Annotated in this window: 25 protein-coding genes; 16 read left to right on the plus strand and 9 right to left on the minus strand. The window is 60.6% G+C overall.

Annotated elements, in window-relative coordinates:
* Positions 1–20: 20 nt before the first annotated feature.
* Positions 21–1,403 (minus strand): MFS transporter, encoded by a 1,383-nt coding sequence (locus J9788_RS24290; RefSeq protein WP_033651213.1) that lies wholly within the window; start codon positions 1,401–1,403, stop codon positions 21–23.
* Between the two features lie 392 nt (positions 1,404–1,795).
* Here J9788_RS24290 and ubiC point away from each other — a divergent pair, with 392 nt between their 5' ends.
* The gene (gene ubiC, locus J9788_RS24295) at positions 1,796–2,311 is read left to right on the plus strand and encodes a chorismate lyase (RefSeq protein ID WP_033651214.1); all 516 of its coding nucleotides are present in this window, start codon (positions 1,796–1,798) and stop codon (positions 2,309–2,311) included.
* A gap of 16 nt (positions 2,312–2,327) precedes the next feature.
* Positions 2,328–3,200: a 4-hydroxybenzoate octaprenyltransferase gene (gene ubiA, locus J9788_RS24300; protein ID WP_025304455.1), complete on the plus strand. Its 873-nt coding sequence runs from the start codon at positions 2,328–2,330 to the stop codon at positions 3,198–3,200.
* A 65-nt stretch (positions 3,201–3,265) separates the two neighbouring features.
* Here ubiA and plsB read toward each other — a convergent pair whose 3' ends face one another.
* Positions 3,266–5,731, minus strand: coding sequence for a glycerol-3-phosphate 1-O-acyltransferase PlsB (gene plsB, locus J9788_RS24305; protein ID WP_046897191.1), 2,466 nt, complete (start codon positions 5,729–5,731; stop codon positions 3,266–3,268).
* Positions 5,732–5,879: 148 nt separating this feature from the next.
* On the opposite strand from plsB, the gene J9788_RS24310 reads away from it, so the two are divergent.
* From J9788_RS24310 to J9788_RS24325, 4 genes are all read left to right on the plus strand, one after another.
* A complete protein-coding gene (locus J9788_RS24310; protein ID WP_015379225.1) occupies positions 5,880–6,248 on the plus strand; it encodes a diacylglycerol kinase in 369 nt (122 codons plus the stop codon).
* A 102-nt stretch (positions 6,249–6,350) separates the two neighbouring features.
* A complete protein-coding gene (gene lexA, locus J9788_RS24315) occupies positions 6,351–6,959 on the plus strand; it encodes a transcriptional repressor LexA (protein WP_025160136.1) in 609 nt (202 codons plus the stop codon).
* Between the two features lie 103 nt (positions 6,960–7,062).
* Positions 7,063–8,400: an MATE family efflux transporter DinF gene (gene dinF, locus J9788_RS24320; RefSeq protein ID WP_046687895.1), complete on the plus strand. Its 1,338-nt coding sequence runs from the start codon at positions 7,063–7,065 to the stop codon at positions 8,398–8,400.
* 315 nt (positions 8,401–8,715) lie between these two features.
* A complete protein-coding gene (locus tag J9788_RS24325) occupies positions 8,716–8,925 on the plus strand; it encodes a CsbD family protein (protein WP_004936743.1) in 210 nt (69 codons plus the stop codon).
* Between the two features lie 102 nt (positions 8,926–9,027).
* Here the strand turns inward: J9788_RS24325 and zur are convergent, their stop codons facing one another.
* Positions 9,028–9,540 (minus strand): zinc uptake transcriptional repressor Zur, encoded by a 513-nt coding sequence (gene zur, locus J9788_RS24330; protein WP_046897192.1) that lies wholly within the window; start codon positions 9,538–9,540, stop codon positions 9,028–9,030.
* 245 nt (positions 9,541–9,785) lie between these two features.
* Between zur and J9788_RS24335 the strand changes: the two genes are divergently transcribed.
* On the plus strand, positions 9,786–10,358 hold the full coding sequence (locus J9788_RS24335) for a sugar O-acetyltransferase (RefSeq protein ID WP_182265788.1): 573 nt from the start codon (positions 9,786–9,788) through the stop codon (positions 10,356–10,358).
* A 4-nt stretch (positions 10,359–10,362) separates the two neighbouring features.
* Here J9788_RS24335 and J9788_RS24340 read toward each other — a convergent pair whose 3' ends face one another.
* Together J9788_RS24340 and J9788_RS24345 are read right to left on the minus strand one after the other, a co-directional pair.
* The gene (locus J9788_RS24340; RefSeq protein WP_072056024.1) at positions 10,363–10,908 is read right to left on the minus strand and encodes an RNA polymerase sigma factor; all 546 of its coding nucleotides are present in this window, start codon (positions 10,906–10,908) and stop codon (positions 10,363–10,365) included.
* A gap of 18 nt (positions 10,909–10,926) precedes the next feature.
* Positions 10,927–11,460: a tetratricopeptide repeat protein gene (locus J9788_RS24345; RefSeq protein ID WP_046897194.1), complete on the minus strand. Its 534-nt coding sequence runs from the start codon at positions 11,458–11,460 to the stop codon at positions 10,927–10,929.
* A 202-nt stretch (positions 11,461–11,662) separates the two neighbouring features.
* Here J9788_RS24345 and dusA point away from each other — a divergent pair, with 202 nt between their 5' ends.
* A complete protein-coding gene (gene dusA / locus J9788_RS24350) occupies positions 11,663–12,673 on the plus strand; it encodes a tRNA dihydrouridine(20/20a) synthase DusA (protein ID WP_182265781.1) in 1,011 nt (336 codons plus the stop codon).
* Between the two features lie 157 nt (positions 12,674–12,830).
* A complete protein-coding gene (gene pspG / locus J9788_RS24355; RefSeq protein WP_033644411.1) occupies positions 12,831–13,049 on the plus strand; it encodes an envelope stress response protein PspG in 219 nt (72 codons plus the stop codon).
* A gap of 299 nt (positions 13,050–13,348) precedes the next feature.
* Here the strand turns inward: pspG and J9788_RS24360 are convergent, their stop codons facing one another.
* Complete coding sequence (locus J9788_RS24360; protein WP_033644412.1) at positions 13,349–14,332, minus strand: quinone oxidoreductase; 984 nt, start codon at positions 14,330–14,332, stop codon at positions 13,349–13,351.
* A 167-nt stretch (positions 14,333–14,499) separates the two neighbouring features.
* Here J9788_RS24360 and dnaB point away from each other — a divergent pair, with 167 nt between their 5' ends.
* Positions 14,500–15,924: a replicative DNA helicase gene (dnaB, locus tag J9788_RS24365; protein ID WP_025160134.1), complete on the plus strand. Its 1,425-nt coding sequence runs from the start codon at positions 14,500–14,502 to the stop codon at positions 15,922–15,924.
* Positions 15,925–15,941: 17 nt separating this feature from the next.
* Positions 15,942–17,021, plus strand: coding sequence for an alanine racemase (gene alr, locus J9788_RS24370; protein WP_182265782.1), 1,080 nt, complete (start codon positions 15,942–15,944; stop codon positions 17,019–17,021).
* 44 nt (positions 17,022–17,065) lie between these two features.
* Here the strand turns inward: alr and J9788_RS24375 are convergent, their stop codons facing one another.
* A complete protein-coding gene (locus J9788_RS24375; protein ID WP_182265783.1) occupies positions 17,066–17,833 on the minus strand; it encodes a transporter substrate-binding domain-containing protein in 768 nt (255 codons plus the stop codon).
* A gap of 215 nt (positions 17,834–18,048) precedes the next feature.
* On the opposite strand from J9788_RS24375, the gene J9788_RS24380 reads away from it, so the two are divergent.
* The 5 genes from J9788_RS24380 (at position 18,049) to maa (ending at position 21,399) form a co-directional block, all read left to right on the plus strand.
* A complete protein-coding gene (locus J9788_RS24380; protein WP_025304444.1) occupies positions 18,049–18,522 on the plus strand; it encodes an Lrp/AsnC family transcriptional regulator in 474 nt (157 codons plus the stop codon).
* A gap of 79 nt (positions 18,523–18,601) precedes the next feature.
* A complete protein-coding gene (locus tag J9788_RS24385; RefSeq protein ID WP_033644416.1) occupies positions 18,602–19,795 on the plus strand; it encodes an amino acid aminotransferase in 1,194 nt (397 codons plus the stop codon).
* Between the two features lie 125 nt (positions 19,796–19,920).
* Positions 19,921–20,337, plus strand: a complete 417-nt coding sequence (locus J9788_RS24390) for a secondary thiamine-phosphate synthase enzyme YjbQ (RefSeq protein ID WP_004936779.1) — start codon at positions 19,921–19,923, stop codon at positions 20,335–20,337.
* Positions 20,338–20,341: 4 nt separating this feature from the next.
* On the plus strand, positions 20,342–20,695 hold the full coding sequence (locus J9788_RS24395; protein ID WP_046897199.1) for an MmcQ/YjbR family DNA-binding protein: 354 nt from the start codon (positions 20,342–20,344) through the stop codon (positions 20,693–20,695).
* Positions 20,696–20,841: 146 nt separating this feature from the next.
* A complete protein-coding gene (maa, locus tag J9788_RS24400) occupies positions 20,842–21,399 on the plus strand; it encodes a maltose O-acetyltransferase (protein WP_042785802.1) in 558 nt (185 codons plus the stop codon).
* Positions 21,400–21,413: 14 nt separating this feature from the next.
* Here the strand turns inward: maa and J9788_RS24405 are convergent, their stop codons facing one another.
* Together J9788_RS24405 and J9788_RS24410 are read right to left on the minus strand one after the other, a co-directional pair.
* Entirely contained in the window at positions 21,414–22,211 is a 798-nt protein-coding gene (locus J9788_RS24405; RefSeq protein WP_158524121.1) for a M48 family metallopeptidase, read from the minus strand.
* Between the two features lie 220 nt (positions 22,212–22,431).
* Positions 22,432–23,238, minus strand: a complete 807-nt coding sequence (locus J9788_RS24410) for a MipA/OmpV family protein (protein WP_182074507.1) — start codon at positions 23,236–23,238, stop codon at positions 22,432–22,434.
* Positions 23,239–23,473: the final 235 nt, after the last annotated feature.

Genomic DNA, 23,473 nt, shown 5'->3' on the forward strand with positions numbered 1-23,473 from the left:
AGGTCCTGTTCGCCTTCTCGCTACGCGGCATCCTGCGGCAGGTTGAGATCGCGGCCGCGGGTTTCGGGAGCAAAGAAGGTGGTGATTAAGCCGATGGCCGCCATTACAACAAAATAGCAGGCGACAGGCCACCAGTGACCGAAACCGGACAGCAGCGCGGTGGCGATCAGCGGCGCGGTGCCGCCCGAGAGGATCGAACCGAGCTCTTTGGCGAACGCCATCTTGGAGTAGCGATTCTTCACGCCGAACAGTTCGACGCCGTAGGCCGCCTGAACGCCGAAGATCCCCAGCGACGCGATGCACATGCCGACCACGATCACCGAGATGACGATAGCCGGTTCACGGCTGTCGAGCAGCCAGAACGCCGGGAAGGCGTACAGCACCAGCAGCAGGCAGAACCACCGGTAGGTGATGCGGCGGCCGAAACGATCGGACAGCCAGCCGGCCAGCGGGATCACCAGAAAACCGCACAGCGAGGCGATCAACACCGCCAGCGCCGGCACCGATTTATCGACCATCAGCACCTTGGCGACATAGCCGACGATAAAGCCCTGGCACAGGTAGGAAGGGCCGTTTTCGCCGATGCGCAGGCCGAGCATCACCCAGAACGCCTTAGTGCGCTGCAGGTAGCTGCGCGTATCCGGCGCGGCCTGGGCGGCGTCCAGCATGCGCTGGTGGTTTTGCTGCAGCTCGCGTTCGAACACCGGCGTTTCCCGCACGTGGCGGCGCAGGTACAGCGCCACCCCGGCGATCAGAATGCTGGCGAGGAACGGAATGCGCCAGCCCCAGCTCATCAGGTCTTCCTTGTCCAGCTGCAGCACCAGCAGCCATACCAGCGACGCCAGCAGGGTGCCGCTGTTGGAGCCGATGGCGATGATCGACGCCACCAGCCCGCGCCGCTTGGCTGGCGCGTATTCCGCCAGCATCACCGCGCCGCCGGACAGCTCAGCACCGGCGCCGAACCCCTGCGCGAAGCGCAGGATCACCAGGCAGGCGGGCGCCCAGACGCCGATTTGCGCATAGGACGGGATCAGGCCTATCAGCGTGGTGGAGAGACCCATCAGCGCCACGGTGGTGATCAGCACCACGCGGCGGCCTTTGCGGTCGCCGATCCAGCCGAACACCAGCGCGCCGATCGGCCGCGCGACGAAGCCGACGGAGTAGGTGGCGAAACTGGCCAGCAACGCCACCAGCGGCGTGGCTTCCGGGAAAAACACGTCGCCGAACACCATGCCGGCCGCCAGGCCGTACAGCGCGAAGTCGACGTATTCCATGGCGGTGCCGAGCCAACAGGAGAAGGTGGCGCGCCAAAATTGGCTGCGCCCCTCTTTGGTCGCCAGGCGTTCATCGGCCGCCAACGCGGCGTCGGCGGTCTGTGAAGGGGCAAGCGTTGTTTCGCTCATGGCAGTGCTATCCTCTTTTGTTCTGCGCCTGGAGGGGCGCGGTTAAAGATGGTTTCCCTGGTGCCGGCAACAAAGGTGTGCCGACAAATCATGTCGGACGCATGGCGATTCAACGCTGCCGTATCAGGGTATCTACGCGCGTAGATAACACAACGCGAGGAAGCTGAAACTTTGCGGGCGATCACAGAATCGTCAGCGCGCCGGGAAATGAAGATAGAGAATGCGGATGGCAAAAAGATGACAGAACCCCGGTTTTTCCGGCCGATAGGCCTGCCGTTTTCGCCACGAATCAGCCTGCCGCTTTCGCATTTCTGCGCTACAATGGGGGCCTGTTAACAGTTTGTATCGTCTGGCGCGCCGTACCGGCTGCGGTTCAGGCGAGGAGTAAAGCAATGTCTGGCATCAGGGATTCCATCCTGCCGCCGCTGGAGTGGTTATCCGAACAGGATCCTCCGGCGCCCGCCGCCGTCAGCGACTGGCTGATGGAGTTAGGCTCCATGACCCGCCGATTTGAACGCCATTGCGCCCAGGTGCGCGTTGAACCGCAGCGCGAATGCTTCGTCACGCGCGAGGCGCTGGGCGACGAGGCGAACCACCTGCCCGACAGCCCGCGCTACTGGCTGCGCGAAGTGGTGCTGCTGGGCGACGACCAGCCCTGGCTGCTGGGGCGCACGGTGATCCCGGAACATACGCTGACCGGCCCCGATCAGGCGTTGGTGGATTTGGGGACGCTGCCACTCGGGCGCTATCTGTTCAGCAGCGGCGATCTGACCCGCGACTATATCCATATCGGCCGGCAGGACGCGCTGTGGGCGCGTCGTTCACGGCTGCGGCTGGCGGGCAAGCCGCTGCTGCTGACCGAACTGTTTTTACCGGCTTCGCCGCTGTATTCAGCGGTTCCCGCATAAGAGAGGAGAGCAGACGTTGGAGGGAAGCGTGACTCAAAGTAAATGGCGGGCTTACAGCCATTTGATGCGCATTGATAAACCGATCGGCACGCTGTTGCTGTTGTGGCCGACGCTGTGGGCGCTGTGGTTGGCCGGGAAAGGCGTGCCACCGCTGTCGATTCTGGTGGTGTTCGTGCTCGGCGTGTTCCTGATGCGCGCCGCCGGCTGCGTGGTGAATGACTACGCCGATCGCGCGGTGGACGGCTACGTAAAGCGCACTGCCGGGCGGCCGATGCCGAGCGGCCGGGTGAGCGCGAAAGAGGCCAAGGTGCTGTTCGTGGTGCTGGTGCTGATCTCGTTCTGCCTGGTGTTGACGCTGAATGCGATGACCATCTGGCTGTCGCTGGCGGCGCTGGCGCTGGCCTGGGTGTATCCGTTTATGAAGCGGGTGACCAACCTGCCGCAGTTCGTGCTGGGCGCCGCGTTCGGCTGGGGCATTCCGATGGGCTATGCGGCGGTCAGCGAATCGCTGCCGCTCAGCTGCTGGCTGCTGCTGCTGGCGAACATCTGCTGGACGGTGGCCTATGACACGCTGTATGCGATGGTCGATCGCGATGACGACCTCAAGATCGGCATCAAGTCCACCGCTATCCTGTTCGGGCGTTATGACAAGCTGATCGTCGGGCTGTTGCAGTTCGCGACGCTGTTGCTGTTGGTGTGGGTCGGTTATCTGGCGCAGCTCGGCGGCGCGTTTTACTGGTCGCTGTTGCTGGCGGGCGCGCTGTTCATTCACCAGCAGAAGCAGATCGCCGGGCGCGAGCGCGAGGCCTGTTTCAAGGCCTTCCTGCAGAACAATTATGTTGGGCTAGTGGTGTTTATCGGCATCGCGCTCAGCTATCTGCCGGCGTAACGGTTTCCTGCAGCAAGAAAAAGGCACCCCAAGGGGTGCCTTTTGTGTTTTCGCGCCGGGCGAAATCACTCGTCTTTCTCTTCTTGCGCATCGGTTTGCGGCAGAGCGTTGGTCTCTTCCGGCATGTTGACGCTTTCGATGGTCAGCTTGATTTCCGGCGTGATCAGATCGCTCAGCATGTTGTACACCTCGAGGGTGTGCTCGCGGATCGCATCGCCGCTGTCGTTGATGTAGCCTTCTTCGCGCAGCGTCGCCACCAGGGTGGAGAACACCGCCTTGTCGAAGAACTCCGGCGCGTTGATGCCGTGCAGCACCGACAGACGCTGCGCCATGATGCGGCTCTCTTTCTCCAGCGCGCCGCGGTTGATGCTCGGGTTGGCGCTGAGGATCGACATGGTGATGGCGTAGCGTTGCAGGGTTTCGCGCACCCCGGCGGCCAGCAGCTGCAGCGGGCGAATGCGCGCCGGGTTCAGCACCAGCTCGTCGCCTTTGTCGCAGATCAGCTGTTGACGGATCAGCTCGTCGATCATCGGCCGCAGCACGTCCGGCAGTTGCTCCTTGTCGTTATGCAGGAACAGCTCGGCTTTCAGCATCGGGTAAATCATGCCAATCTGGCGCAGCAGTTCTGCGCGCGATACCCGGCGATGATGCATCACGATGCTGGCGATCAGCGACGGCAACACCAGCAGGTGGTGGATGTTGTTGCGGTAATAGGTCATCAGCACCGCCTGCTCGCGCGGCAGAATGATGATGTCGCCGATGTTGTCCTTTTCCACCTCGAACTTGTTCATGTTCAGCGCGTGATCCAGCAGCTCGTCCGGCGTCTGCGACGGTACGGTGACGTCATGCGCGTAAGGCGCGTTGCGCATCAGCTGCAGGTAGCACTCGAGCTGCTCGAGCAATTGTTCGCGGGTCAGCGAACGCTGGCGCGAGGCCAGCAGCGCGGTGGAACACAGGTTCATGGCGTTGGCCGCGGCGGCATTGTTGATGCGCACCATGATCTGGCCGGCGAGATCGTTGACCGTCGGCGTCAGCCAGCTTGGGCGCTGAGCTTCGATCGGATCGATCGACTCGCGCCACTGCGGCACGTGCTGGTTGAGGTAAGCGGTCAACGGCAGCGGTTCGCCGAAGTTGACGTAACCCTGGCCCAGATTGCGCAGTTTGCGCAGGCCGCGCAGCATCTGCAGCAGGCTCTCTTTTTCCTTGGTGGCGCCGCGCAGCTCTTTGGCGTAAGTGCCCACTTCCATCACATGCTCGTAGCCGATGTAGATCGGCACCAGCGTGATCGGACGGGCGCCGCCGCGCAGCATCGCCTGGATGGTCATCGACAGGGTGCCGGTTTTCGGTTCCAGCAGACGCCCGGTGCGGGAACGACCGCCTTCCACGAAGTATTCCACCGAGTAACCGCGGGTGAACAGCTCGCCGAGGTATTCGCGGAACACCGTCGAGTAAAGCTTGTTGCCCTTGAAGGTGCGGCGGATGAAGAACGCGCCCAGGCGACGGAAGATCGGGCCAGCCGGCCAGAAGTTGAGGTTGATGCCCGCGGCGATGTGCGGCGGCACCAGGCCCTGGTGATACAGCACGTAGGACAGCAGCAGATAGTCCATGTGGCTGCGGTGGCAGGGTACGTAGACAATCTCGTGGCCGTCCTGCGCGAGCTGGCGCACGCGCTCGGCGTTGGTGACGTTGATGCCCTGATACAACCGGTTCCAGGTCCAGCTCAGCACGCGATCGGAAAGACGCACGGTTTCGTAGGAGAAGTCGGCGGCGATCTCTTCCATCAACGCGATGGCGTTCTGCTGGGCCTTCTCGTGCGAGATCTTCTTGCTGCGCGCTTCGTCCTCGACCGCTTTTTCGATCGCTTTGGACGCCAACAGCTTGTTGAACAGATCCTGACGGGCCGGCAGGCTTGGGCCTACAGCGGCCAGGCGCTGACGCGAGAAGTGCATGCGCGCCACGCGCGCCAGTTTCTGCGCGATGGTTTTATCCGTGCCGTGTTCGGTGGCCATGCGGCGCAGCGACACGGTGTTGGAGAAGCGCACGAAGCTGTCGCGGCCGAGCCACAGCACGGCGAAGAATTTTTGCACGCCGTTCAACAGACGCAGGTGCGGCGTGCCGTGGCCTTCGCGGCCCGGCGAGCGGCCGAACATGACCGAAACCGGCAGCATCTGAATGTCGAGATCCGGATTGCTGCGATGCAGATCCAGGTAGTCGTGGAACAGCTTTACCGACTCTTCTTTCGGGGTGTAGTAGCGGAACACGCGCGGGCCGTCGTGAATGAACACGTAGCTCGGCAGCACGGTGCCGTCGATCTCCAGCGCGTTGAGCGGATCGGGCAGATCCTGCGCCAGGCACTGGGTGCGCAGCGTCAGCAAATCCGCCTTGGAATTGTAAGGTAAAACATACAAAATCGGCCGTGAGGGATCCAACCCTAGCTCGGTAACCGGATCTGAAGGGATGACCTTACTTCTTACCAACAATTTAAGTGGTAAATTCAATATTTTATAATAAATTTTACGCCAACCTGACATAACAACGTGAAGCCTCTTGTTAGCAATGCGCCGCAAGCATACCAGAAACCGGGTAGCAGATCTGTGGTGTTCGAAAACCGAGAGCCGTCAGCGCGGACTGTTCTAGACTCTTTTTATTATGACCGACCTCTGAGAAAGGCACGAAAACATGGCAAACCAAGCAACCGGATTGACCCGCATCATCAAGGCCGCCGGCTATTCTTATAAAGGGCTTTCCGCCGCCTGGCAACACGAGGCGGCGTTCCGCCAGGAACTGGTGGTGACCCTCCTGGCTATCATACTGGCTGTCTGGCTGGACGTGGGTGCGATAGCGCGCATTTTATTGATCGGATCGGTGGCGCTGGTGATGATCGTCGAGATCCTGAACAGCGCGATCGAGGCGGTAGTGGATCGCATCGGCAGCGAACACCATGAGCTGTCCGGGCGGGCCAAGGACATGGGATCGGCGGCGGTGTCGCTGGCGATCGTGCTCGCGCTGTTTGTTTGGGGCACGGTCTTGTGGCAGCATTTCGGCTGACGCAAAGCGCCTACTGACTGATTTTTATTTATTCTTCGGTTCCCAATCCGCGCTTACCTGTATATACTCACAGCAAGACTGTATAAACAAACAGGGGGCGGAATGAAAGCACTAACTACCAGACAGCAAGAGGTCTACGATCTGATTCGCGATCATATTTCGCAAACGGGCATGCCGCCGACGCGTGCCGAGATCGCGATGCGTCTGGGGTTCCGTTCGCCTAACGCCGCCGAAGAGCACCTGAAGGCGCTGGCACGCAAAGGCGTGATCGAAATCGTCTCCGGCGCGTCGCGCGGTATCCGCCTGCTGATGGAAGAAGAAGAAGGGCTGCCGCTGATCGGCCGCGTCGCCGCCGGCGAGCCGCTGCTGGCGCAGCAGCACATCGAAGGGCACTACCAGGTGGATCCATCCCTGTTCAAACCGAGCGCCGATTTCCTGTTGCGGGTGAACGGCATGTCGATGCGCGACATCGGCATTCTGGACGGCGATCTGCTGGCGGTGCACAAAACGCAAGACGTGCGCAACGGCCAGGTCGTGGTCGCGCGCATCGAAGACGAAGTGACGGTCAAACGCTTGAAAAAGCACGGCAACGTGGTTGAACTGCTGCCGGAGAACAACGAATTCCAACCGATCGTGGTCGATCTGCGCCAGCAGAATTTCACGATCGAAGGGCTGGCGGTCGGCGTGATCCGCAACGGCGACTGGATTTAATCGCCGCGCCATCACCGCCGCTCCCTGTATCAATCGCCCCTGTTTTGGGGCGTTTTTGTTTCTGACTTCGCCCTTCGTCACTCTGTCACAGGAACATCCCATCATGCGCCTGATTTCCGCCTTCACCAGCGACACCGATAAAGCCCTGTGGCGCCTCGCCCTGCCGATGATTTTCTCCAATATCACCGTGCCGCTGCTCGGGCTGGTGGACACCGCGGTGATCGGCCACCTCGACAGCCCGATCTATTTGGGTGGCGTGGCGATCGGCGCGGTGGCGACCAGCTTCCTGTTCATGCTGCTGCTGTTCCTGCGCATGAGCACCACCGGCCTCGCGGCGCAGGCGCTGGGAGCGAAGAACCCGCAGGCGCTGGCGCGCGCCTTTATGCAACCGCTGCTGCTGGCGCTGTTGGCCGGGGGGGCGATCGTCCTGTTGCGCTACCCGCTTATTGAACTTGCGCTGCGGATCGTCGGCGGCGATGGCGCGGTGCTGGAGCAGGCGCGGCGTTTTCTTGAGATCCGCTGGTTGAGCGCGCCGGCGGCGCTGGCCAACCTGGTGCTGCTGGGCTGGCTGCTCGGCGTGCAGTACGTGCGTGCGCCGGTGATCCTGCTGATCGTCGGCAACCTGCTGAACATCGTGCTGGATATTTGGCTGGTGATGGGCCTGGGTTGGAACGTGCGAGGGGCGGCGGCGGCCACCGCCATCGCCGAATATGCCACGCTATTGCTCGGCCTGTGGCTGGCGTGGCGGGTGATGCGTCTGCGCGGTATTACCCTGGCGATGCTGCGCCAGGCCTGGCGTGGCGATCTGCGTCGCCTGCTGGCGCTCAATCGCGACATCATGTTGCGTTCATTGCTGCTGCAGCTGTGCTTTGCGTCGCTGACCATTTTCGGCGCTCGCCTGGGGAGCGATGTGGTGGCGGTTAACGCGGTGTTGATGAACCTGCTGACGTTTACCGCCTATGCGCTCGACGGCTTCGCTTATGCGGTGGAGGCCCATTCCGGCCACGCCTACGGCGCCCGGGACGGCAGTCAACTGCGTAAGGTGTGGCACGCGGCCTGCAGGCAGGCGGGGCTGGTCGCGTTGGCCTTCGGCCTGGCGTATGCCGTTACCGGCCAGCAGATCGTGGCGGCGTTGACCTCCCTACCGGAGCTGCGCGCGTTGGCCGCCCACTATTTACCGTGGCAGGTCATTTTGCCGCTGGTCGGGGTGTGGTGTTATTTGCTGGATGGCATGTTTATCGGCGCCACGCGCGGCGCTGAGATGCGTAACAGCATGGCGGTGGCCGCGGCAGGGTACGGTTTGACGCTGTTCAGTGTGCCGCTGCTTGGCAACCACGGGCTCTGGCTGGCGCTGGCGGTGTTTCTGACGTTGCGTGGCGTGGCATTGGGCTGGATTTGGCACCGCCACCAGGTGCGCGGCAGCTGGTTTACTGCACATTAAACCGGACGTTTTGTTGGGTTAATGGTTAGTTTTTCTTATGATTTTGGTCATGTTTGCTTACATGTTTTCAGCCTTGGTCTGTTCGCGTTAGTTCGTTGTTTGTTAGCGTTTTTTGTTTTTATCTTGTTTGTTAATGGTTTTTTATTCTGTGTTTTGGCTTTTTTATTTCCATGTTTAACTAGAATGAATCATGTGGCTGGTAAATGAAGGGGAGCGGTGCTTCTTAAGGTGAAGGAAGCATCAACCAGAAAAATTTCTGGTTAACCCCGGCCGGCAACAGGGATCACTGATTCACCACAGGTTAACGGAGAGACTATGAATAAAGATCAAGCCGACGGTAACTGGAAGCAGCTGAAAGGCAAAGTGAAAGAGAAATGGGGCAAGCTGACCGATGACGATCTGACGGTCATCGAAGGGAAACGCGAACAGCTGGTCGGCAAAATTCAGGAGCGCTACGGTTACCAGAAAGAGGCGGCCGAAAAAGAGGTGAAAGCCTGGGAAGATCACACCAAACACCGCTGGTAACACGCAGGGCCGCCACTGACGGCGGCCGGCAACAGCGCAGGCCGGCGTCGCTCCATCCTCTGGTGCCCCGGCCGCAGGTACAGGGAAGTACCTGACTTCGTCTTACTTCTTCTTGATGGCGATGCTGTGATCGTGTTCGGCGCAGTCATGCTTGCTGTCACAAGCTTCAACTTCAACGCAACCGGCGCACAGACCGTGCGCTTCCACTACGCTGTGCCGCAGTGCAAATCCGGCTTCCTGCGCCAGCTTCCGCAGCGTTTCCTCCACGCCTTCGGTGGTGCGTTCGGTCACCTGGCCGCAGCGGTCGCAGATAAACAGCGCGGACGTATGCATCGGCTGTTCGAAATGGTGGCACAGCACGTAGCTGTTGGCCGACTCCACTCTATGGATAAACCCTTGCTCCAGCAGAAAATCCAGCGCGCGGTATACCGTCGGCGGCTTGGCCTGCGGTTCGGCGACGCGCAGCAGATCGAGCAGGTCATATGCGCTGATTGCACCGGGTTGCTGAGTCATCAGACGCAGCACTTCCAGCCGTTGCGGCGTCAATCGCACATTGCGTTGCTGGCAGAGGCGTTCAGCCTGCGCCAGCAGCTTTTCCTGGGTGGTTGAGTTCATCGCAAATATCCCGGTACGTAAAAAAGCCGATTTTACCATGATTACGGCGAATCGCCGAGAGTTGCCCCCTTTTCCCCTGATGATAGCGCAGGGAAAGGCGCGCCGATCGCGCTAAAAGAGAGATGCGTCACAACTTTTCCCCGCCGTCGGGCGGCAAATCAACGTTGCCGGTTTTAGCGCTGGAGAGCGGGGGACGAGCGCGGTATAACGCCTTTCACCCGCGTGATGAGCAGGAGCCCTGTGTGATGACGGAAAGAGAGAAGCTGTTAAGCGGCCTGGAGTACAACAGCCGCGATGAAGAACTGATCGCCCTGTACCATCGGGCGAGGGCGTTGATCAAAAGCCTGGGGGCGCTGGACTCGCATCAGGCGGACGAGAAAAACCGCCTGCTCGGCGAGCTGTTCGGCACCTGGGGGGAGGCGAGCTGGATTGAAACGCCATTCTGGTGCGACTACGGGCAGCATGTCCGCATCGGTAAAAACTGTTTTATCAACGTCAACGCGGTGTTCCTCGACTGCAATACCATCACCATCGGCGACAACACGCTGATCGGCCCCAACGTGCAAATCTATACGCCGAGCCACCCGCTGAAGGCCACAGAGCGGTTCACCAGCGATCCGGATTTCCCTTTCCGCACCTCGGCGCAGCCGGTGTCCATCGGCAACAACGTCTGGATCGGCGGCAACGTAGTGATCCTGCCGGGAGTGACCATTGGCGACGGCACGACCATCGGCGCGGGCAGCATCGTCACCGGCGACATCCCGGCCAACGTGCTGGCGCTGGGGCAGCCATGCCGGGTTATCCGCTCGTTGGAATAGGGCGTTATCGACGAGCAGGAGGCAAGGGGGCGGGATGGCTCTCTTTGCGGTGCGGGCTGTCGTTTGCCAACGGGCGGTCATCGGCCAATGCCAGACGTGCGGCCGCCAAACGGCTCATGACGGTGCCGATCGGCACCGCCAGCACGTTCGCGGCCTCCCGGTAAGACAGCCCTTCGACATACACCAGAAACAGCGCGTTGCGCTGGGCCGTCGGCAGCCGGCTGACGCGCCGCATCACTTCATGGATCCAGACCGGCCGTTCGCCGTTGTCCGCATCGCCCAGCTCTTCCGCCGCCATGCAGCCTTGCCCCTGGCGAAGATGTTGGGCGCGAACTTCATTGAGCCAAATGGAGTGCAAGATGGAAAACAGCCAGCGATCCAGGTGTGAACCGGGGGTGAATTGCGCGGCGCGCTCCAGCGCACGCAGGCAGGTGGCCTGCACCAGATCGTCGGCGACATCCCGCCGGTGCGAAAGCACCAGCGCATAGCGCCACAGGCGGGAGAGATAGTGGCCGAGTTCATCGCGTATCGCATCGCCGCTGATAGTCACCTCCGCAGGCGCGTCGGATCAAGATTCCGGGTGGTGGTCGATGGCCGCCGCCAAATCGCGGTACTCCTCGCACCCGCTGCCGCACAGCGACTGGATCACCTGCAGCTGTTGGCGAGCCAGATCGGGCCGGCCTTTCAGCATATAGGCTTCCCCCAGATACTCGCGCACTTTGGGGTATTTCGGATCGAGGGCTACTGATTTTAAATAATAGCCGATCCCTTCATCGGTGCGGCCAAGTTTGCGCGTGGCGTAGCCGCGATAGTTCAGCGCAACGGCGGTGTTGGGATTTTTCAACGTATTGAGCATATCGAGCGCTTCCTGATAGCGGCCGCTTTTCGCCAGTGCATAGGCGTAGTTAGTGCGGTCGGCGTCGTCGACCTTGCCGCTTTTATCTACCATGCAGGTCTGAGTTTTGCTGTCGTAGACCTGGCCTTTCGGACAGGTTGGCGGGGTTTGGCCGCTGCCGTCGCCGCCCATCGCCAGCGCTGCGCCGGACAACAGCAGGCAGCCGGCAATGGCCGATGCCAGCAGGCGTTTAATGAAGCTGTTCATGGTTATGTCCTCAAGGCAGAGGCGCCGTGCGCGCCCGTAATGAGATAACACCTGAACGAGCGGGTTTATTCGCCTTGTCTCCGCTTATTTTTGCCGGCGGCAAGCGGGTTTTCCCAACGGCGCCGATTGTCGTTATAATAGCCGTTTGCGGCCGCGCGCCGTTCGTTGAACCCAGACAGACTCAGGTAGCCAGTAACTCAGCATGACGAAAGACAACCACGCCCCAACCTACGCCGCCAATCGTTTCTCCATCGCGCCGATGCTCGACTGGACCGATCGTCATTGCCGTTACTTCCACCGCCTGCTGACCAAGGAAACGCTGCTGTACACCGAGATGGTGACCACCGGCGCGATCATCCACGGCAAGGGTGACTATCTGGCCTACAGCGAAGAAGAGCATCCGGTGGCGCTGCAGCTGGGCGGCAGCGATCCGGCCGCGCTGGCGCATTGCGCCAAGCTGGCGGAGCAGCGCGGTTACGATGAGATTAACCTCAACGTCGGCTGCCCGTCCGATCGGGTGCAAAACGGCATGTTCGGCGCCTGTCTGATGGGCCAGGCGGCGCTGGTCGCCGATTGCATCAAGGCGATGCGCGACGTGGTGTCGATCCCGGTGACGGTGAAGACCCGCATCGGCATCGACGATCAGGACAGCTACGCCTTCCTGTGTGACTTTATCGAGACCGTTGCCGGGCGCGGCGAGTGCGACATGTTCACCATCCACGCGCGCAAGGCCTGGCTCTCCGGCCTCAGCCCGAAAGAAAACCGTGAAGTGCCGCCGCTGGACTATCCACGCGTCTATCAGCTGAAGCGGGATTTCCCGACGTTGACCATCGCCATTAACGGCGGGGTGAAAACGCTGGAAGAGGCGCGGCAGCACCTGCAGCACTTGGACGGCGTGATGATGGGGCGCGAGGCGTATCAGAATCCGGGTATCCTGGCGCGGGTCGACAGCGAACTGTTCGGCGCGCAGACCGCGGTGCCGGACAGCGTGGCGATCGTCGAAGCGCTGTATCCGTATATCGAGCGCGAGCTGTCTAACGGCACCTATCTTGGCCACATTACTCGCCATATTCTCGGTCTGTTCCAGGGCGTGCCGGGCGCGCGCCAGTGGCGTCGCCATCTGAGCGAGAACGCCCACAAGCCGGGCGCCGATGCGCGGGTGGTGGAGCAGGCGCTGGCGTTGGTGCGTCAGCCGCGCGTCGAAATGGCGTAATCCATAAAAAATTTGACCAACAGTTAGTCTTTTTCGCCAGGCGTTCGGTACGTTACCGGATGCCTGCCTTAGGTTTTCAATAGGTTAGCCCATACGCCGTTCTGGCACGCTTCTTGTAATCCACTCTGCAGATACGTTGTATTGCAAAGGAGCAATCATGTTGGAAATCTTCTTTCTCATTGGTTTTGTGGTGATGCTGATGGTGACCGGCATCTCGCTGCTGGGGATTTTCGCTGCGCTGTTGGTGGCGGCGGCATTCATGCTGTTGGGCGGGCTGTTCGCAGTGGTCATTAAGCTGCTGCCGTGGCTGATTTTGGCGGTGGTTGGGGTATGGATTTACCGTTCAATGCAGAAACCCCAGATCCGGCGTTACTGATTTTTTGCTGAATAATCAGACAGTCACACTGAAACTTGCACAATTTCCCGCACCGCGAATGCGGCAGCGATCACAGCTTGGCAGTTTTCCCCGGCGATGTGGCACATAAAGCGTGTTTTTTGCCGGACGGGGCTGTTAGGATGTTGGTCGATGCAGTGATGCGACCGATTTCATCACCGTGAGAGACACCTAAAATTCGTGTTGCTAAAGCAACCCCTGTCTCTGGCGGACTCTGCTCTACCCCTACAAAACGCAGTAACAGAAAGGGCTCCGCAAGGAGCCCTTTTCTTTGGCCGCGATCAGGGGATCAGCAGGCTGGAACCGCTGGTGCTGCGGCTTTCCAGCACCTGGTGCGCACGCTGGGCGTCGGCCAGCGCGAATTTCTGCTCGTCTCTCACTTCCACCCGAATGGCGCCGCTGCCGATCAGCGAGAACAGCTCGTTGCTGGCATACTGCAGCTCGGCGCGGTTGGTGATGTAGCCGTTGAGGGAAGGGCGGGTGACGTACAGCGAGCCCTTTTGATTCAGCAGCGCCAGATCGACGCCGGTCACCGGGCCGGACGCGTTGCCGAAGCTGACCATCAGGCCGCGCCGCTTCAGGCTGTTGAGCGAGGCCTGCCAGGTGCTTTGCCCCACCGAATCGTATACCACGCCGACCTTCTCGCCGTGCGTCAGCTCGGCCACCCGCTGGGCGATATCCTCTTTATGGTAGTTGATGGTGGCCCAGGCGCCGGCCTGCTTCGCCAGCGCCGCCTTCTCGTCGGAGCCGACGCTGCCGATCAGGCGCGCGCCCAGCGCTTTGGCCCACTGACAGGCGATCAGCCCGACGCCGCCGGCGGCGGCATGGAACAAAAATACTTCACCCGGCTGCACTTCGTGGGTCTGGCGCAGCAGATAGTGCACCGTCAGCCCTTTCAGGAAAGAAGCGGCGCCTTGCTCAAAGCTCAGGTTGTGCGGCAGCAGCGCCACTTTCTCTTCCGGCACGTTGTGGATCTCGCTGTAGGCGCCGAGCGACGACTGCGCATACACCACCCGGTCGCCCGGTTTGATCGCGCTGACCCCGGCGCCGACCTTGACCACCACGCCGGCCGCTTCGGTGCCGAGGCCGCTCGGCAGGCTGGCCGGCGCGTACAGCCCGCTGCGCACATAGGTGTCGATGTAGTTGATGCCGATCGCCTTGTTCTCGATCTGCACTTCACCGGCAGCCGGATCGAGCGGTGTAAAATCAACGTATTGCAAGACTTCCGGTCCGCCGACGGCGGAGAATTGAATGCGCTTGGCCATTGGGTTACCTCGTTGGAGTGTCTGATTTCACCCTATTCTTTTTAGTATCGGAGATCCAGTTCGCCCGTGCGGGGTTCAATACCTTTTTTGCATCGGTTATGACGCAAAAATCACGTATACTCTCGCGTCAGGATCCTTCATTCGCAACCGGATAAAGACTACGTTTCATGGCAGGAAAAAAACCAACCAACAAAACAAACGCGGACGAAACCAGAGAGCGTTCCAGAGATCGTCAGATGGAAGGGCTGAAGATGCCGCCGCACTCGCTGGAGGCCGAGCAGTCGGTGTTGGGCGGTTTGATGCTGGATAACGAGCGTTGGGACAACGTGGCGGAACGCGTGGTCGCCAACGACTTCTTCAGCCGCCCGCATCGCCTGATCTTTACCGAGATGCAGCGTCTGCTGGAGATGAGCAAGCCTATCGACCTCATCACCCTGTCCGAATCGCTCGAACAGAAGGGCGAGCTGGACTCGGTGGGGGGCTTCGCCTACCTGGCCGAGCTGTCGAAAAACACCCCGAGCGCCGCCAACATCGGCGCCTACGCCGACATCGTGCGCGAGCGCGCGGTGGTGCGCGAAATGATCTCGGTGGCTAACGAAATCGCCGACGCTGGCTACGATCCGCAGGGGCGCAGCAGCGAAGACCTGCTCGATCTGGCAGAATCCCGCGTATTCCAAATCGCCGAGAACCGCGCCAGCAAAGACGAGGGCCCGAAGGGCATCGAACGCATCCTGGAAGACACCGTCTCGCGCATTGAACAGCTGTATCAGCAGCCGCATGACGGCGTGACCGGGGTCGATACCGGTTATCAGGACCTCAACAAGAAAACCGCGGGCATGCAAAAGTCCGATCTGATCATCGTCGCCGCCCGTCCATCGATGGGGAAAACCACCTTCGCCATGAACCTGTGCGAGAACGCCGCGATGACCCAGGAAAAACCGGTGTTGATCTTCAGCCTGGAGATGCCCGGCGAGCAGATCATGATGCGTATGCTGGCGTCGCTGTCGCGCGTGGATCAGACGCGCATCCGTACCGGTCAGCTTGACGACGAGGATTGGGCGCGCATTTCCAGCACCATGGGCATCCTGCTGGAGAAGCGCAACATGTACATCGACGACTCCTCCGGCCTGACGCCGACCGAAGTGCGCTCGCGTGCGCGGCGCATTTTCCGTGAGCACGACGGGCTTAGCCTGATCATGATCGACTACCTGCAGCTGATGCGCGTGCCGGCCCTGTCCGACAACCGTACGCTGGAGATCGCCGAGATTTCGCGCTCGCTGAAGGCGCTGGCGAAAGAGCTGCAGGTGCCGGTGGTGGCGCTGTCGCAGCTGAACCGAAGCCTGGAGCAGCGCGCCGACAAACGCCCGGTCAACTCCGACCTGCGTGAATCCGGCTCCATCGAGCAGGACGCCGACCTGATTATGTTCATCTATCGTGATGAGGTGTATCACGAGAACAGCGATCTGAAAGGGATCGCGGAAATTATTATCGGTAAGCAGCGTAACGGCCCCATCGGCACCGTGCGCCTTACCTTTAACGGCCAGTGGTCGCGTTTCGATAACTACGCGGGGCCACAATACGATGACGAATAATCAGCTAAGGAACTGAAATGAAAGCGGCAACCGCTGTAATCGACCGCCGCGCTCTGCGACATAATCTGCAACAGGTGCGCCGCCAGGCGCCGCAAAGCCGCCTGATTGCCGTTGTGAAAGCAAACGCTTATGGACATGGCCTGCTGGAAACAGCACACACCCTGCAAGACGCCGACTGCTACGGCGTAGCGCGCATCGGCGAGGCGCAGATGCTGCGCTCCGGCGGCATCGTCAAGCCGATCCTGTTGCTGGAAGGCTTCTTCAGCGCCGAAGACCTGCCGGTGCTGGTGGCGAACAACATCGAAACCGCGGTGCACAGCATCGAACAGCTCGAGGCGCTGGAGCAGGCCGAGCTGGCGCGCCCGGTGCCAGTGTGGATGAAGCTCGATACCGGCATGCATCGGCTGGGGGTGCGCCCCGAACAGGCGGAGGCGTTTTATCAGCGTCTGTGCGCCTGCCGCAACGTGGCGCAGCCGGTCAATATCATGAGCCACTTCAGCCGCGCCGACGAGCCGGGATCCGACGCCACGCTGAAACAGATCGCCTGCTTTGAGCAGTTCGCGCGCGGTAAACCGGGCCAGCGCTCGGTCGCCGCTTCCGGCGGCACGCTGCTGTGGCCGGACGCCCACAACGAGTGGGTACGCCCCGGCATCATTCTGTACGGCGTGTCGCCGTTGGATAGCGGCAGCGGCGCCGAGCATGGTCTGCAGCCGGCGATGACGCTGAAATCCAGTCTGATCGCGATGCGCGAGCACAAGGCCGGCGAAGCGGTGGGCTATGGCGGCACCTGGGTCAGCCCGCGCGATACTCGCCTTGGCGTGGTGGCGATGGGGTACGGCGACGGCTACCCGCGCAGCGCGCCGACCGGCACGCCGATCCTGATCAACGGCCGCGAAGTGCCGATCGTCGGCCGGGTGTCGATGGACATGATTTCGGTCGATCTCGGGCCGGCCGCCGCCGATAAAGTAGGGGATGAAGCGGTGCTGTGGGGGCCGGCGTTGCCGGTCGAGCGCATCGCCGCCTGTACCGGCATCAGCGCTTATGAACTGATCACCAAGCTCACGCAGCGCGTGGCGATGGAATACATCGGCGACTGATACGCCGCAGGGGCCGACGCGCGTCGGCCCCGTTCTTCAACGCGTTACTTCTTTACCGCCAACCACTTGTCGATAATTTTCTGATACTCGCCGGTCGCCTTGGCCAGGTGCAGCCACTGATCCACATACAGTTTCCAGCTCAGATCGTCGCGCGGCAGCATGTAAGCCTTTTCGCCGTACTGCATCGGTTTGGTCGGATTCACCGCGCACAGCTTCGGATAGCGCTTCTGCTGGTACAGCGCCTCGGAGGCGTCGGTGATCATCACGTCCGCCTTGCGATCCACCAGCTGCTGGAAAATACTCATGTTGTCGTGCGTCAGCGTCAGCTTGGCTTTTGGCAGATAGGCGTGCACGAAGGCTTCGTTGGTGCCGCCCGCCGGTTCCAGCAGACGCACCGACGGTTTGTTGATCTGTTCTATCGTGCGGTATTTCTTCACGTCGGTGCAGCGCACCAGCGGAATTTTGCCGTCGGTATCCAGCTTGTCGGCGAAGAACACCTGTTTTTGTCGCTCCAGCGTGACGGAGATGCCGCCCATGGCGATGTCGCACTTGCCGGAGACGAAGTCCGGCGTCAGGGTTTTCCAGCTGGTTTTCACCCACTTCACCTTGGCGCCCAGGCTCTTCGCCAGCGATTCCGCCATGTCGATATCGATGCCTTCATAGCTGCCATCTTCCTTGAGGAAGGTGTAGGGCTTGTAGTCGCCGGTGGTGCAGACCTCCAGGGTCTTTTGCTGCAGCACTTTGTCTAGGTGGGATTGTGCGCCGGCGCTGCCGGCGGCGAGCAGCAGCGCGAGAGGGAGTAACTTTTTCATCTGGCGTCCTTTTTATACATTCGTGGTTTTATGCGTTACTTCGCCGTTAATTGTCGTTTGCCTGCATGAGTTAGCCGTTTTTTATGCCGCTTACCGGCGAAAACGCCGGGCGTTGCTGCTGTACGCGATTTAAGCGCCAGGGTGTGACGTCGGCAACGGTAAAAAAACTGGTAGGCTGTAACGTCAACATTTATTAACACAGTTTACAGGTGGCTATGTACAACATTGACGATTTTGATATGAAAATCCTGACGCTGTTACAGGCCAACGGCCGTTTGACCAATCAGGAGCTGAGCGAACTGGTGGGGCTTTCCGCTTCCCAGTGTTCACGGCGGCGCATCAGCCTGGAACAGGCGCAGCTGATCCGCGGCTACCACGCGCGGCTGGCGCCGGAGGCGGTCGGCCTGGGGCTGGTGGGGCTGATTGAAGTCAGCCTGATCACGCACGCTCAGGAGCAGATCGACAGCTTTCATCAGATGCTGGAGGACGTGGACGCGATCCTGGACGCTTACAAGACCACCGGCGACGCCGATTACCTGCTGAAAGTGGCGGTGGCGGACCTGCCGGCGCTGAGCGAGTTCATCAGCCAGACGCTGTCGCCGCACAAAAGCGTGGCGCATATCAAAACGGCGGTGGTGCTCAATCGCATCAAGGAAAATGGTTTGTTGCCGGTGACGCGAGAAAGCTGAAACCGAATACGCTTTTCCGTCTATATTAGGAACGTAACGCTGTGCCCAAACCACAATAAATAAACCAGGAGAAAAAAACGTGTTCCAGAACGTTGACGCCTATGCCGGCGATCCCATTCTGTCGCTGATGGAAAAATTCAAACAAGACCCGCGCGCGCACAAGGTGAACCTGAGCATTGGCCTGTACTACGATGCGCAGGGCGTTATTCCGCAGATGCGTGCGGTCGCCGCGGCGCAAGCGCAGTTGAACAGCGTCGAGCACGGCGCCTCGGTATACCTGCCGATGGAAGGGCTGCAATCCTACCGCACCGCCATCCAGCATTTGCTGTTCGGCGAGCAGCACCCGATGCTGCAGCAGGGGCGCATCGCCACCATTCAGACCGTCGGCGGTTCCGGCGCGCTGAAAGTGGGCGCGGACTTCCTGAAAAGCTACTTCCCGAATTCGCAGGTGTGGGTCAGCGATCCCACCTGGGAAAACCACGTCGCCATCTTCAGCGGCGCCGGTTTCAAGGTGAATACCTATCCGTATTTTGACGGCGAAAGCCTGGGCGTGAAGTTCGACGCCATGCTGGCTGCGCTGAAACAGCTGCCGAAGCACAGCATCGCGCTGCTGCATCCGTGCTGTCACAACCCGACTGGCTCAGACCTGACCCCCGCCCAGTGGGACGAAGTGATCAAGGTGATCGCCGATCGTGAGATCATTCCGTTCCTCGACATCGCCTATCAGGGCTTCGGCGGCGGTATGGAGCAGGACGTCTACGCCATTCGCGCCATTGCGGCGGCCGGCTTGCCGTGCCTGGTGAGCAACTCGTTCTCGAAGATCTTCTCGCTGTACGGCGAGCGCGTCGGCGGCCTGTCGGTGGTGTGCGAAAGCGAAGAAGCGGCCGGGCGCGTGCTGGGCCAGCTGAAGGCGACCGTGCGCCGCAACTACTCGAGCCCGCCGAACTTCGGCGCGCAGCTGGTGGCCAAAGTGCTGAACGACGCTGAGCTGAAAACCCAGTGGCTGAATGAAGTGGAAAGCATGCGCACCCGCATTCTCGAAATGCGCCACGCGTTGGTGGACACCCTGAAGAGCGCGCTGCCGCAGCGCAACTTCGATTACCTGCTGGCGCAGCGCGGCATGTTCAGCTACACCGGCTTCAGCGCGGCGCAGGTCGATCGCCTGCGCGAAGAGTTCGGCGTCTACCTGATCCACAGCGGCCGCATGTGCGTGGCCGGCCTGAACCACGACAACGTGCGTCAGGTAGCCGAGGCGTTTGCTGCGGTGCAGTAACGCCTGTTAGTCTGAACGGACGTTCATCGGGAGCGATAGCGATATCGCTCCTTTTTTATTGCCGGCGCGCCGCCGAAGTTGCCGCAAACCGGAGAGAGAATATACTGATTGAGGGGCGCTCACTCATGTGGCATCAGCAAACGCTAATCCTCAGCGCAAAAGCGCGTGGCTTTCATCTGGTTACCGACGAGATAGTCAACCAGTTAACCCACTTACACCGCCTGCAAACCGGCCTGCTGCATCTGTTGCTGCAGCATACCTCGGCCTCGCTGACGCTCAACGAGAACTGCGATCCCACGGTGCGAGCCGATATGGAGCAGCATTTCCTGCGTCAGGTGCCGGAAAACGCCCCCTATCAGCATGATTACGAAGGGCCGGACGACATGCCGGCGCACATCAAATCCTCGCTGCTGGGCGCTTCCTTGACGCTGCCCGTCAGGCACGGGCGGCTGATGTTGGGCACATGGCAGGGCATCTGGCTGGGGGAGCACCGCATCCACGGCGGAGCACGCCGTATTGTGGCCACATTACAGGGGGAATAACCCAATGAATAACAGCGCATTGCTGGAGTACTGCATGGCGAAGCCGGGCGCGGAGCAAAGCGACCAGAACCAGTGGCAGGCCAGCCAGATCAAGGTGGGCGACGTGATGTTCGCCATGGTGTGCGAAGTGGAAGGGCGGCCGGCGCTGGCGGTCAAGTCCAGCCCGGAGCTGGCGGAAAGCCTGCGCGAACACCACCCTGAGATCGTCGCCTGCAATGGCCTGAACAAGGCGCACTGGAATACGGTGTTTCTCGACGGCAACCTGCCGAACTCGCAGTTTTATACGTTGATCGACAGCTCCTATCAGCTGGTGGTGGAAGGCTTGCCCGAACACGTGCGCCAGGAACTGCGCGCCTGATTGCCGGGCGGCGGCGCCGCCCGTTTTCTCCTGCTTTCTCGCGTTAAACCGTGATCGGGGCTTTAAATTGGGAACGTTCCCTTTTTATTGCCGGGCTAAAGCGGCTACGCTTGGGCATTCAAGAAACGCGGATGAAGGAGGCCGACATGGCCATGAGCGAAGAAAAGCGCAAGATGATCGCCGGGGAACTGTACGACGCCGGCGATGAACTGCTGCGCAGCGAGCGTCGGCGCGCGCGCCAGATAACGCATCGCTACAACCACTCATCGCCGGAAGAGGGCGAGCTGCGCAAACAGTGGCTGGACGAGCTGCTGGGCGGCTATCAAGGCGGCGCCATCGAGCCGACGTTCCGCTGCGACTATGGCTATAACATCTATCTCGGCAAGAACTTCTACGCCAATTTCGACTGCGTGATCCTCGACGTGTGCGAGGTGCACATCGGCGACAACTGCCTGCTGGCGCCGGGCGTGCATATCTACACCGCCACCCATCCGCTGGACGCCGAGACGCGCGCCGGCGGCGCGGAGTTCGGCAAGCCGGTCAAGATTGGCGACAACGTGTGGATCGGCGGGCGCGCGGTGATCAATCCGGGCGTGACCATCGGCGATAATGCGGTCGTGGCCTCCGGCGCGGTGGTCACCAAAGACGTGCCGGCCAACTGCGTGGTGGGCGGCAACCCGGCGCGCGTGCTGAAAACGCTGTAAGCCCGTCGGGCGGATTAAAACATGCTGCCATGGCGCTCGAAGCCGTGCATCTCGATGTCTTTGAGCGCCTTGAAGCGTTTGACCATCACCGCATGGTCTGACAGCAGATTGCTGATGCGAACAAACAGCTCCTTGTTCTCTTCTTCGCACTGCTCCAGCCAGGCCTGCGGATTCACGCCGTGCTGCATCCAGGGGCCGACGGCCAGCAGCCGCACTGTGTTGGCGTAGTTCGGGCACACCGCGAGCGCCACGCGATCGGCGGAATACTCCTGCGCGCGAGTGGTCGCCAGGCCGGGCAACACCAGCGACTGCGGCACGACGCCGATCGCCAGACGCCACAGCGACACGTGCCGCAGCTTGTGATGGGCCAATTCATGGGCCAGCACGAACTCCACGATCTCCGGCGCGGTGGGCATCAGCATGGCGATTTCAGCATGGATCACCACGTAGCGCTGGCGGCGGTTGCACTCCAGCGCGAAGGCGTTGACCACGCCGTTGCCGTTGGTCAGATAAAGCTTGGGCAGCGTCTTGAGTTCCAGCCGACGGCCGATATCCTGATACAGCGCGAACAGTTCCGGAAATTGCGCCGGCCCGATGCGCAAGGCGTTGGATTTCGCCTGTGCGGCGAGATAGAAACGGTAAATATAGAAAGCGATCGGGATCAGCGGTAATAACGCGAGCAGGCTGAGGGTATCCAATGTTTCCTTGGCGTCGTCTCCCAACCCAAGTGCAGTTCCATCTGTATTTACCACGACGGCGGCGATGCCAAATAAAAAACCGAATAAGGTAATTATCGCCGATAGCCAGATCATGGGCATTTCCCAGCGGTGGCGAAATGCGGTGAAATTACGACATTCCGTCGCATGATGTTGACACATAAAATATCCTTAATAAGGGAGAGCCACGCCTGACATTGTCAGGTAAATAATGAATGTTTAATTATCCATCCGTTTACCTAACACTCAGCTAAACTGTAGTTCGTTTTTTAATCATGGCATTTATCCCTTCCTGCACAGACTTAGGCAAAAAACGTCAGAAGCTGTAGCTGGCGCTGGTGAAGGCCATGCCTGAGGTGGTTTTCTCAACGATGGGGCTGTCGGCCGCGTCGCCCAGCAGGCGCGTTACGCCGACGCCGGCCTGGAAGGCCACGTTCGGTCGCCATTGGTAGTTGAGCGCGGCGGTGAGCGTCGCGTCCTTGAAGCCGCTGCCCGGCCGATACGTGCTGAAGGCGCTGTGCTGCGCCTGCTGCGACGTCACGCCGAAATAGCCGCGCTGATAGCCGCTGTTGGCCCAGGTGGTGGAGAGATTGCCGATAAGCGTCAGCTGTTCGCTGAGCGGATATTGCCCGGTCAGTCCGCTTTCCACATAGGCGGTGTGGCCCAGTTCTTCCCCGCCGTAGCTGCGTTTGCGCGTCGCCTGCATCCCTTTGACATAGGCGCGGAAGGGGTCGAGTTGGTAGCTCAGCTCAGCGCCGGCTTCCAGCGCGCCGCCCAGTTTGCCCATGCCTTTGAGCCGGGTGTTGCGCCCGCGCAAGGTTTTGATTTCCTCGTCACGGCCGGCGTCATAGTTGAGCAATAACGCGATGCCGACGGGCCCGGCGATGGGGAATTGCCAGCGCGCCCCTTCGCTGCCCGCGCTGAATTCTCCCCAGCTGGCGTTTTGATAGCCGGCATTCACCTGATACAGCGGTTCAATGCTGTAAAAAGACGAGCCTTCATAGGCGGGAGCGACGGCGAGGCCGCCGGCGAGCGTTAAAGACGCTTCGCCGTCCTGCGCCTGACCGGCGAGAGGAAAAAGAAAGAGCAGGGCGGCGGCAGAGGTACCCAGTTTATTATCCACGTTAAACACCTTTATATCATCCCATTGAATAAACGGCCCGCAGGCCCGCGTTTAAATGACGGCTTATTGATAAACGCCATGTTTATATTGATTAATCGGCAGACGACGGCGCGCCATTGGCGTTATTTCACCGCAATAGTGAAACGCATGGGGAATAAACAAAAGCCAAACAAATGGCATGATGGGGCGAGTTTATTATTGGCTGGGTTCAAAGCGCCTGTTTTTAAAGGAATGA

The organism is Serratia sp. X10, from assembly GCF_017811775.1.
In the GTDB taxonomy this organism is placed as follows: Bacteria; Pseudomonadota; Gammaproteobacteria; order Enterobacterales; family Enterobacteriaceae; genus Serratia; species Serratia ureilytica.